At 43.0% G+C, this 10,952-nt stretch carries 10 protein-coding genes; 6 read left to right on the top strand and 4 right to left on the bottom strand.

Going from position 1 to position 10,952, the window contains the following annotated elements:
* The 4 genes from LIQ05_RS15980 to LIQ05_RS15965 form a co-directional block, all read right to left on the bottom strand.
* The coding region (locus LIQ05_RS15980) for a glycoside hydrolase family 3 C-terminal domain-containing protein (protein ID WP_226822262.1) at positions 1–2,063 on the bottom strand (2,063 nt) is incomplete at its 3' end.
* Positions 2,064–2,080: 17 nt separating this feature from the next.
* Positions 2,081–2,935 (bottom strand): carbohydrate ABC transporter permease, encoded by an 855-nt coding sequence (locus LIQ05_RS15975; RefSeq protein ID WP_226822260.1) that lies wholly within the window; start codon positions 2,933–2,935, stop codon positions 2,081–2,083.
* Positions 2,936–2,947: 12 nt separating this feature from the next.
* Positions 2,948–3,835: a carbohydrate ABC transporter permease gene (locus tag LIQ05_RS15970; RefSeq protein ID WP_226822258.1), complete on the bottom strand. Its 888-nt coding sequence runs from the start codon at positions 3,833–3,835 to the stop codon at positions 2,948–2,950.
* A 157-nt stretch (positions 3,836–3,992) separates the two neighbouring features.
* The gene (locus LIQ05_RS15965; RefSeq protein WP_226822257.1) at positions 3,993–5,285 is read right to left on the bottom strand and encodes an ABC transporter substrate-binding protein; all 1,293 of its coding nucleotides are present in this window, start codon (positions 5,283–5,285) and stop codon (positions 3,993–3,995) included.
* Between the two features lie 335 nt (positions 5,286–5,620).
* On the opposite strand from LIQ05_RS15965, the gene LIQ05_RS15960 reads away from it, so the two are divergent.
* The 6 genes from LIQ05_RS15960 (at position 5,621) to LIQ05_RS15935 (ending at position 10,924) form a co-directional block, all read left to right on the top strand.
* Entirely contained in the window at positions 5,621–6,517 is an 897-nt protein-coding gene (locus LIQ05_RS15960) for a helix-turn-helix domain-containing protein (RefSeq protein WP_226822255.1), read from the top strand.
* Positions 6,518–6,641: 124 nt separating this feature from the next.
* The gene (locus LIQ05_RS15955; RefSeq protein WP_226822253.1) at positions 6,642–7,496 is read left to right on the top strand and encodes an alpha/beta hydrolase; all 855 of its coding nucleotides are present in this window, start codon (positions 6,642–6,644) and stop codon (positions 7,494–7,496) included.
* A gap of 252 nt (positions 7,497–7,748) precedes the next feature.
* Positions 7,749–8,090 (top strand): hypothetical protein, encoded by a 342-nt coding sequence (locus LIQ05_RS15950; RefSeq protein ID WP_226822251.1) that lies wholly within the window; start codon positions 7,749–7,751, stop codon positions 8,088–8,090.
* Between the two features lie 120 nt (positions 8,091–8,210).
* Positions 8,211–8,525 carry a hypothetical protein gene (locus LIQ05_RS15945; RefSeq protein ID WP_226822250.1) on the top strand — a complete coding sequence of 105 codons (315 nt, stop codon included), beginning with the start codon at positions 8,211–8,213 and terminating at the stop codon, positions 8,523–8,525.
* Positions 8,526–8,858: 333 nt separating this feature from the next.
* Entirely contained in the window at positions 8,859–9,530 is a 672-nt protein-coding gene (locus LIQ05_RS15940; protein WP_226822248.1) for a GntR family transcriptional regulator, read from the top strand.
* Between the two features lie 305 nt (positions 9,531–9,835).
* Positions 9,836–10,924: an ABC transporter substrate-binding protein gene (locus tag LIQ05_RS15935; protein ID WP_226822246.1), complete on the top strand. Its 1,089-nt coding sequence runs from the start codon at positions 9,836–9,838 to the stop codon at positions 10,922–10,924.
* Positions 10,925–10,952: the final 28 nt, after the last annotated feature.

Below are 10,952 nucleotides of genomic sequence, written 5' to 3'. Positions count from 1 at the left end.
CCTGTAAGTTCCACACTTCTTTCATCGGGCTGACTACAGCCAACAAAAATCTGGAAATGAGTTCCGTCTTCTTTTCGTATTCCATTTTCATCTACAACGGTAAATGCCCTGGGAGAAATAGTAAGACTAATAGTCTGGGTTTCGCCTGCATTTAGAAAAACAGGAGTAAATGCTACAAGTTCTGGATTCCTTACTGCAAGTGGAGAATCGGTATTTTTAATATATATCTGGATCACATCGCGAGTGGCGGTGTGTCCCTGGTTTGTGACTGTGGCTTGAATTGTAACTGATGCCTCGTCATTCGTGCTGACAGCCGCATCCGTTACCGTGACCTTTCCATAAGTCAACCCATATCCAAAGGGGAACTGTGCCTTATTTTCCATATAGCGGTAAGTGCGTCCCTTCATGGCATAATCGGTGAATTCCGGAAGCTCTTCCAAGGTCTCGTAGAAGGTTACTGGCAATTTACCGGACGGGGAAACGTCGCCGAATAAAATCCTGGCAGCTGCTTTTCCGCCCTGGGAGCCTGGATACCAGAGAACCATCACTGCGTCGAAATGCTCAGCAGCATAAGAAAGATCGATATCACTTCCTGCCATGAGACACAGGATCACTGGTTTGCCGGATTCCGCCATGGCTTCCATCAGATCCAGCTGAACCTGAGGCAACTGCAAAGTCTCCTTATCACCGGAAGCGTAGCTGTTTCCAGTATCTCCTTCTTCGCCCTCCAACGTCTCATCAAGTCCCACGCACAGGATCACCACATCGCTGTTTGCTGCAACGATCTTCGCCTCAGCAAGCCGGTCCTGGGTAAAAGCAAGGTGCTCGGTGCGGTCACGGAAAAGATCACAGCCAACAGAACTGAGGACGCGTACATTGTCTCCAAGATAGTCCTGAAGACCCTCCTGGATGGTGCAGTAGCGGGAAGCGGTGCCGTGGTAGTTTCCAACCAGAGCCGCCCGGCTGTCTGCGTTTGGTCCTACAATTCCAACTGTTTTGATCTTATCCTTTTGCAAAGGAAGGATTCCGTTGTTTTTCAGAAGTACGAAGCTCTCCTCGGCAGCTTTCTGGGAAAGTGCCAGATGAGCTGGGGATTCTACCTCTGAGTAAGGAATTTTGTCATACTCAGTTTCTTCAAACAATCCCAGCATATATCTGGTGGTAAAAAGGCGGATGGCGGATTCTGTGATGGTATCCTCGGTGATCAGCCCTTTCTCATAAGCTTTCAAAATATGAAGATATGTGTTTCCGCAATTTAGATCACAGCCGTTGTTCAATGCAAGGGCAGCAGATTCGGCTGGTGTGCTGGTTACCATATGGTGTTCGTGGAAATCTTTGATAGCCCAGCAGTCGGAAACGAAATATCCCTGGAAGCCCCAGTCGCCGCGGAGCTTTTTCTGAAGTGTGGGACTTCCGCAGCAGGGTTCGCCGTTGGTACGGTTGTAGGCACCCATGAAGCCTTCTACATTTGCCTCTTTGGTCAAAGCTTCAAATGCAGGAAGATAAGTTTCCTCCATATCCTTTGGGGAAGCAATGGCGTCAAATTCATGGCGAATCGCCTCTGGTCCGGAGTGAACTGCGAAATGCTTGGCGCAGGCAGCGGCCTTCATAGTCTCGCCGTCGCCCTGGAGTCCTTTTACAAAAGAAACTCCCAACTCTTTGGTAAGGTAAGGATCTTCGCCGTAAGTTTCATGGCCGCGGCCCCAGCGTGGATCACGGAAAATATTTACATTGGGAGACCAAAATGTGAGCCCTTTGTAGATGTCACGGTCTTCTTCTTTGGAATAAGCGTTATATTTAGCGCGGCCCTCTGTGGCTACTGTATCTGCAATTTTTCCCAGAAGTTCGGTGTCAAAGGTAGCACCAAGTCCGATGGCCTGTGGAAAAACAGTGGCCTGTCCGGCGCGGGCAACTCCGTGGAGCGCCTCATTCCACCAGCTGTAGGCGGGGATTCCCAGACGCTTGATCGCAGGTGCGTCATAGCGCAGCTGGCTTGCTTTTTCTTCTAAAGTCATTTTGCTGACCAGTTCGGTCGCTTTTTTTCGAGCCTCTTCTCTATTCATAGTGTGTCTCCTCCATATCAGCCCTTAACTGCACCTGTGGTAAGACCTTCCACGATCTGGTTACTGAACAGGGAGTAAACAACGACTGTAGGTGCGATTGCGATAATGATCGCGGCAAACATCTGCACATAGTTGGTTGCGTAAGGTCCAACGAAGTAGGTCAGGGTAACAGGCAGTGTTTTTTTCATAGGATCGGAAATAAATACCATGGCAAGAAGCAGTTCGTTCCAGTTGTTGATGAAGGTCATCAGACCGGATACGAAGAAGCCGGTTCTGCAAAGCGGAAGTGCGATCCGGAAAAAGCATCCATAAATTCCGCAGCCGTCAATGGCAGCAGCCTCGAACATTTCTCCTGGCATGGAGCGGAAAAATCCGGTAAGCAGGAAAATGGTCATGGGCAGGGAGAATGTGATATAAGGAATCATCAATCCGCCCTGGGAGTTGGTAAGACCAAGCTTTGCAAATCTTACAAACAGAGGAATCAGAACACAATGTACCGGAACCATCATTCCGATAAGGAAAAAGGTGTGCATGAATTCTGATAATTTCCAGCGCATTCTGGCAATGGCAAAAGCTGCCATAGCGCCGAAGAAAAGGCTGACAATCAGGGTAGCGCCGCAGACAATGACGGAGTTTGCAAGGGCTGTGCCAAGTTTTCCCATCTGCCATGCCTGCTGATAGTTTTCAAAATGGAATACCTCTGGCGGGGAAAATGGTGCTGACATAACACCAGCGTTATCTTTCAGGGATACAGATAACATCCACAGAAGTGGAGCCAGATAAACAACTGCCAGGATCACCAGCAGGATATAAACTACTACGATCACCGGTTTCACCGGCTTTTTCGGAGCTTTTACTTTTACGTTGCTCATTTTCCCACCTCCTTATGACTCGTAAGTTTCTACTTTGATGATTTTCTTTACTAGAAGGGTTACCAGCAGGCAGAGCACCAGTAAAACTACGGAAATGGCACTGGCATAGCCGTACTTGAAGTAGTTAAAGCCTTCTGCGTAAAGTTCGGTTGCAAGGACTTCTGTTCTGTGGTTCGGACCACCCTGAGTCATGTTGTAAACCAGATCAAAGAACTTCAGGGAACCGATACAGTTCAGGGAAAGGGATGTGATCATCATTGGTTTGATCAGCGGAAGGGTAATGTAGCGGAATGCTTTTACCTTTGATGCACCATCTATATAGGAAGCTTCATAGATATCACGGGAGATTCCGGTGATCTGTGCCATATAAAGCATCATGTTCTGACCAAGGTACTGCCACAGGGCAACAAATGCGATAACCCACATGGGAAGTACAATAAATCCGGTAGAGTCCATTAACCACAGCGGACCTTCTATTCCGAATTTGGCAAGCAGGTTGTTGATACCAATTCTCGGGTTGAAAAGGAAGGACCAGAGAAGTCCAAGTGCTGCGGAGGAAAGTACGCAGGGAAGATAATAGATGTTTTTGAAAATGTTGCGGCCTTTCGGGATGTTGGTCAGCATAACAGCAAGTAAAAGACCGAAGATCTGCTGTGTAACTGCTGAAAAGATCATGAAAAAGATGGAGTTTTTCAGGGCAATACGGAATGTGGCGTCACCAAAAAACAGTTTCTTATAGTTTTTTAATCCCACAAATTTAGGGGGTGTAAGTGCTGCGTAATCGCAGAGTGAGTAGTAAACCATCTGTACTGTCGGGATGATCAGGACCAGAAGAAACATGATCAGCGCCGGGGCGATAAATACGAAAATGGCTTTTTTGTCGCGCAGAATTTTATCCATAATATCTCCTTCCGTCGAATGTCTGGTGAGACGAGCCAGCTTAAAAATCTCTGGCGTGTGTCAGTCTTTAGGTAAAAAACTGCCGCGGAACATGCCTTAGTCCGTTCCGCGGCAGCCATGTGCCTGGGGTTATAACTTATTTTTTATAAGGGAGGATTTATTCCCAAACGTTCTCTTCATAGAATGTCTGTACGGTCTGGAATGCTTCTTCAGGTGTCTGGTTTCCAAGGAAGATGTCAACCATTGCGTTATCGAAGCAGTCACCAGCTTCTACAGATGCAAGGGACTCATTGTAGAATCCGAATGTACCAGTTGCCTTTGCCATGACATCCTGAACGTATTTCAGCTGTGCAGGAGCTTTGTCGTAGTCGATTTCAAGGTCTTTGATGATAGGGAACTTGCCGCCGATTTCTGCTGTGTATTTCTGAGCTGTCTCGTCTGTGAACATTTTCATAAGAGCAATAACTGCGTCCTGATGCTCTGTTGTGGAGCTCATAAGAAGGTTATCAGTCTTAACGATCATACGGTTCGGGTCATTTGCACCGTCGATTCCAGGGAACTGGAATACACCACATTTGGACTCGAAATCTGGGTTGTTACCATTGATCTGTGCGATTGCCCAGGAACCCTGAACCAGCATAGCTGCCTCGCCGTTATAGAAAGCTGCTGTAGCCTGGTCGTTGGAATCTCCGGCTGCTGTAGCCTGGAAGTACTGGGACAGTTCTTTTAATTTGTTACCTGCTTCGATGCAGTTCTCATCGGTCCAGTTAGCAGTGTGGTCTGCGATTGCTGCAAGGTCAACGCCCTGACGGTCACACAGATAACCGGCGATCATGGATAAGCACCATGCTGTACCAGCGGAGCAGGAGATTGGTGTGTAGCCGGCATCCTGAAGCTTCTGGCATGCAGCGATCAGTTCATCGTATGTGGTAGGAACTTCAACGCCAGCGCTCTCGAACATCTCTGTGTTGTAGTAAACACAAGCTGCTGCGAAGTTGGTAGGAACTGCCATGATCTTTCCGTCATAGGTCATTCTCTCGAAGATACCATCTGTAAAGGATGCGTACCAATCAGCTTCCTGGTTTTCAAGAATATCTGTAAGATCTGCTGCTGCGCCTGCATTTACATATACGTCCATGTTCGGACCAGGGTTACAGATGTAAACGTCCGGTGTCTGTCCGGCTGCGATCAGCGCATTCAGCTTGCCATCGTACTCTTCCAGGTTGGTGGTGATCGGAGTTACGTGATATTTTCCATCGTACTCTTCGTTGAAACGATCAATGACTTCTTTGTAACCTTTGGAAATAAGATCTTCCGTAGCTTCCAGGTCATCCCAGAACATCCATGTGATTTCTTCAACATCATCAGCATAAACCGGTACAGATGTAACCAGTGTTCCAGCTGCCATTGCTGCAGCCATTAATATTGAAAGTGCTCGTTTCTTGTTCATATTGTGAACCTCCTTTTAAAATTTTGTTGTCTCGTATTTGGTAATTCTTACTATAGCAGAGTTTAGAGATGTTTACTTTCTAATTCTTGTTCTTTAGCTCCTAATTATTGCTATTTAAAATTGTACGAAAACATGTACATGTTAAAATATATAATTTGAAATACAAATAATTATGCAAAATATACAATGAAATAGAAGGGTAGTTTCGAATCAAAATGAAAATATGACGGAGTATTGCTGAAAAAATAAATGTTTGCTATAATATATACATATCAAAAAACGCAATTTTTGAGAGTTAAAACGACATATTTCGAAACACAACAAGAGGTGATCGCATGATACATAAACTCAGTGGTATTTACGAAACAGTGGATTTTCGGGAGGATGAACAGATTTGTCTCTATTATAATAATGAATATGAGAACTATCCGCCGCACTGGCATACTTCTTTTGAAGTTTTGATGCCCATCGTGAATGGTTATAGAGCACTGTGCGGTGGAAAGGATTATTATTTGCGGGAAGGAGATATTCTGCTGATCGGTCCCTGTATGATTCATGAGCTTTTTGCACCGGAACAGGGGGAGCGGATTATTTTTCAGCCTTGTCTCAGCCATATTTCCACAAAAGAGCTGAATCTGTTAACGATGATCATTAATCCGGTGACTCTGATCACGCCGGAGGGTTATCCTCAGATTTATGACCGGGTGAAAACACTTATGCTGGAAATCAAGGAAGAATATTTTGGCGGTGCACCTTATCAGGAAACAATCATTATGTCGAAATTTCTGGAGATTCTCGCCTGTGTGGGGAGAGGGCATGTGACTGCGCATACGGCCGGACAGCAGGAAACAGGTGTAAACAGCCGGCAGAAGGAGTATGTGGAGAAATTTATTCTGATCACGGATTATATTAATAATCATTTTACAGAGGATCTGAGTCTGGAAGGGGTGGCGGCCCAGGCGGGTTTCAGTAAATTTCATTTTTCCCGTTTGTTTAAGCAGTATACAGATTCTACCTTTTACAAGTATCTGAATCAGAAGAGGATTGAATTTGCCAAAACTCTTCTTCAGGATCCGGGCGTGAGCGTTACGGAAGTTGCATTTAAGTCAGGGTTTTCCAGCCTTTCGGCATTTCTTCGGATGTTTAAGCTGATGAATAACTGTACGCCTACAGAATTCCGGGAAATGTATAATCCGACGAAGCCGGTGGGGTGGGAGAGTATGAAGGATTGAGAAAATGATAAGGGAAATTCAGCTTGCTTTTTGAATCCTTTGTATTTAGAATAGAAGTGAAATAATCGAGGGCTGAGACAGATTGAGAATATTTGCTGGATGTTTATAACGGGAGGTTACATCAATGATACATGAAAAAATAGAAATCCAATTAAAAGACTCTGAGTTCACAGCAAACTTATTTACCTATTTTCTGGATAATTCTCCGGAGATAGATCCAGAGAGAAGGAGACCAGTTGTATTGATCTGTCCGGGTGGCGGATACGCAATGACATCGGACAGAGAGGCTGAAGCGCTGGCTGTTAAGTTTATGGCAATGGGGTATCATGCAGCAATCCTTCGCTACAGCGTTGCACCGGCACGTTTCCCGGAGGCACTTCTGCAGCTGGCCACAGCAGTTGCAATGCTCCGTGAGAATGCAGATAAATGGAATATTGATACTGAGAAAATTGTTGTTCAAGGCTCCTCTGCCGGTGGACATCTGGCAGCAAGCCTTGGTGTTTTCTGGAACAAACCGTTTGTGGCGGAAGCCCTGGGAATGGACGCTGAGAAATTTCGCCCGAATGGACTTATGCTCAGTTATCCGGTAATTACTTCCGGAGAAAAAGCACATCAGGGTTCCTTTGAGTGTGTTCTTGGAGAAGACTATGCAGATGAAGAGAAACGCAGATTTCTGTCACTGGAATTCAATGTAACCAAAGATACTCCACCGACGTTCATGTGGCACACTGCCTCGGATGACACCGTTCCGGTAGAAAATTCCCTGCTGTTCTTCCAGGCACTTCATGCGCTGGACATTCCGGCAGAATTACATATCTATCCTGTAGGAGGTCATGGCCTGGGCCTTGCAACTGCTGAAACAGCCTGCCCCAATGGCTACGGCATTCAGGCAGAATGTGAAACCTGGGTACAGCTTGCCGGGGATTGGATGAAACATTTATTTGAAGCGAAAGAAATAATGAAAGCGCCGTGGGAATAAGGCGGTACAGACGAGAGGGAGTACAGAAATGTATTCCCTTTTTTTATATGTGGCATGTATGATACCAATGTTGAAAGATCTTTTTTGACTTATATTATATGTATACAAAATTGACGGAATTGAGAAAAGTTTAACATACTCATTCCATAGTGTGCGGCGATTATATTACAGAACAAAATGTACTTAAAGTATTGTTTTTATATTATTTTGCTGATATACTTTTTTATCTTAAATATATAGGAGGTGATAATAATGTTAACAAGAGAAGATTTGCAGGCAATTGCTGGTTTGCTTGTACCGTTGGAAACGCGCATTGGAGAGCTGGAGACTAAGTTTGATAAGTTCGAAATAAGAGTTGGAGGACTTGAAGCTAATCTTCTGAGCGTAGACAAACATGTCTGTGAATTGGATATGAAGGTTGCACAGCTTGATACGAAAGTTACAGAACTAGATGGAAAAGTAACACAGCTTGATACGAAAGTCACAGAACTTGATGGAAAGGTTGCGCAGCTCGATACGAAAGTCACAGAACTTGATGAAAAAGTAACGCAGCTCGATACGAAAGTCATAGAACTTGATGGAAAAGTAACGTAGCTCGATACGAAAGTTACAGAACTTGATGGAAAAGTAACGCAGCTCAATACGAAAGTCACAGAACTTGATGGAAAGGTTGCGCAGCTCAATACGAAAGTCACAGAACTTGATGGAAAGGTTGTGCAGCTCGATACGAAAGTCACAGAACTTGATGGAAAGGTTGCGCAGCTCGATACGAAAGTCACAGAACTTGATGGAAAAGTAACGCAGCTTGACGTGAAAGTCTCAGAGGTTGACAACAGCGTAAGAAGTCTTTGGATTCATGTAGAAAACCAGACAGAGAAACAGCTTCACATCGTAGCAGAAAACTATTCTAACCTTACCAACAAACTTGATGAATTACAGAAGATGAAAGGCGTTCAGGACACATTGTTGTTCTATGCCAATAAACACGAGAATGATATAAGAGCCATAAAACAGAGATTATGTATGTAAACGGTATGGTTGAAAGGATACATAAGAGTTATTTATAGCAGAACGAAAGAAGACCGAATCATATAAACTTATGAAAAACATAGACTATTAAAACACAAAAGAAAATATATAAACATAACGAATAAATTGAGATAATTACAGAAGATAATACGCTATATATGAGCGTTAGAATAAAAAAGATAATATATTGAGGAGTATATTGCTGGCAGGCAGTATACTCCTTATTATTTTGAAAAAAATGTAGTTGACAAACAAACACAATTATAGTACGCTAAAAACATAAATTGTATACAAAAATACATCAATGTAAACAATGGAAGGAGCTTAAAACCAATGGCAATTAGCAGGGTAAATACAACTGAATTACGAGTTCAGGTTTATAATTATTTGGTGGATCAAATTTTGAGCGGGGATTTGAAGCCGGGAGATAGTATAGCGGAGTCGAAATTAGCTAGTGAATTTAATATCAGTAGAACTCCGGTCAGAGAAGCTGTACGACAGTTAGCAGCAAGTGGTATTTTGGAAAGCAAACCGAATTGCAATACGACTGTCGCCAAATGGAATGATGAAAAAATTCTTCAATTGGAAATTGTCCGGACGGATATGGAGAATCTGGCAGCTAAGCTTGCAATTATTTATGGAAATAACAGTGAGTTTCAGGAAATGCATAAATTTAGTAGTGCATGTTATGAGGCGGGAAAAAATAATAATATAGTAGATTTATTAAAGTCTGACAGTGCTTTTCATATGGAGATTGCAAAGATTGCCAAAAATGATTTGTTGTATAAATTTTTGCGAGAGGTGCATGATCAGATTCAGTTTTTACTGTGTTGGAGAAAGGATTTTTTAATTTCGGCGGATAAACAGTATATGCAGCATGAACAGATTATTGAAGCATTAAAGAAACGTGATGAGAAAGAAGTTTTAAGATTGCTGACTCATCATAACAGACATGCATTTAAAGTTGATGATACTAATTTTTTCGAATCTGAATTTTTTTTATAAATACAGAAATTATAATTAAAAAAGCTAATGACTCCTAAGACCACGACTTTGAAATGTAGCGACAATAAAAGCAAGTACTGATAGTTATAGAATCTATTAGTATTTGCTTTTTATCTATCTGAAAAAAGAGATAAACTTAGTAAAAATTAGTGTTGAGAAAATGTTACTAATTACAGCACGATAAAAGTGTGCAAAATAACAGAATTGTATACAATTATGTTATTTTGCATTGACACACGACAGAATGTATACTATAATAACACTATCAAAAACAACAGAACAAAAATGTATTGGAGGAAAAATCTATGAAGAAACGGGTAATTAGTTGTTTGGTAACGGGATGTCTTGCACTTTCTATGATGACCACCAGCGTCTGGGCGGGAGATGCGGAAACCGCAGACACAAAGGAGGTAAAAGAATTTGATATGACTAACGTGCCAGAAGGTGGCTACACAGTTGCTCTTTGTAATTTCTCATTGGGAAATACCTGGCGAGTTCAGATGGAGAAAACATTTGAACAGCAGGCTGAAATGTACAAAGAGATGGGCTTGATCAAAGAGTATTATACTACTAACTCTGACGGTGATACTTCACAGCAGGTATCCGATATGCAGGATCTGGTTACAAAGGGTGTAGATGTTATCTGCCTTACTGCTGCGTCTCCAACAGCATTAATTCCCGCTGTTGATGATGCGATGGATGCAGGTGTTACAGTTATTTCCTTTGACGCAGGTGTTGATACAGATAACGTTACAGCTTCCTTAACAGTTGATAATTATGATTTCGGTGCAAAAGATGCAGAATGGCTTGGAGAGCAGTTAGATGGAAAGGGCAAGATCGTTATTCTTGCAGGACAGGCTGGATCCAAGAATGCAGAACTTCGTGTACAGGGCGCACAGGAAACTCTGGAAGAGCAATATCCAGATATTGAGACAATTTCCCTGAACTATTGTGATTATGATTATGCGACAGCAAAGACAGCAATTGAATCTCTTCTTTCTGCACATGATGATATTGATGGAATCCTTTCCCTGGGCGGTGCTATGAGCCGTGCATGTATCGATGCATTAGAAGCTGCTGACCGTGAATTGGTACCGATTACAGGTGAGGCAAATAATGGATTCTTGAAAATGTGGAAAGAAAGACAGGCTGATGGATTCACCAGTTGCTGTCCAATTTCTCCAAGTACTTCTGGAGCAGATGCCCTTGATCTTGGTTTAACTGCAATCACTGGCGGAGATTTTGAGAAAGTAAATGTTTATGATATTGCTCCTGTTACAGATGAAACTCTTGATGATTTCGTAAGAGTAGACCTGGATGATAACTACTGGGCACCAACAATTCTGAATGAAGATACATTACAGGAAATGTATGGTTCAGGTGCAGCAGAATAAGGCTGATTTAAAACAAATTACAGCAGGA

The sequence above is a fragment of the Blautia glucerasea genome (assembly GCF_020537505.1).
In the GTDB taxonomy this organism is placed as follows: Bacteria; Bacillota; Clostridia; order Lachnospirales; family Lachnospiraceae; genus Blautia_A.
Note: the sequence above shows the minus strand (reverse complement) of the source record. Positions and strands in the feature narration are given on the sequence as shown.

Excerpts from the sequence above, each read along its gene's own strand:
- LIQ05_RS15940 (WP_226822248.1), top strand. The coding sequence starts at position 8,859 with ATGGCAATTAGCAGGGTAAATACAACTGAATTACGAGTTCAGGTTTAT.
- LIQ05_RS15960 (WP_226822255.1), top strand. The coding sequence starts at position 5,621 with ATGATACATAAACTCAGTGGTATTTACGAAACAGTGGATTTTCGGGAG.
- LIQ05_RS15970 (WP_226822258.1), bottom strand. The coding sequence starts at position 3,835 with ATGGATAAAATTCTGCGCGACAAAAAAGCCATTTTCGTATTTATCGCC.
- LIQ05_RS15955 (WP_226822253.1), top strand. The coding sequence starts at position 6,642 with ATGATACATGAAAAAATAGAAATCCAATTAAAAGACTCTGAGTTCACA.
- LIQ05_RS15975 (WP_226822260.1), bottom strand. The coding sequence starts at position 2,935 with ATGAGCAACGTAAAAGTAAAAGCTCCGAAAAAGCCGGTGAAACCGGTG.
- LIQ05_RS15950 (WP_226822251.1), top strand. The coding sequence starts at position 7,749 with ATGTTAACAAGAGAAGATTTGCAGGCAATTGCTGGTTTGCTTGTACCG.
- LIQ05_RS15965 (WP_226822257.1), bottom strand. The coding sequence starts at position 5,285 with ATGAACAAGAAACGAGCACTTTCAATATTAATGGCTGCAGCAATGGCA.
- LIQ05_RS15935 (WP_226822246.1), top strand. The coding sequence starts at position 9,836 with ATGAAGAAACGGGTAATTAGTTGTTTGGTAACGGGATGTCTTGCACTT.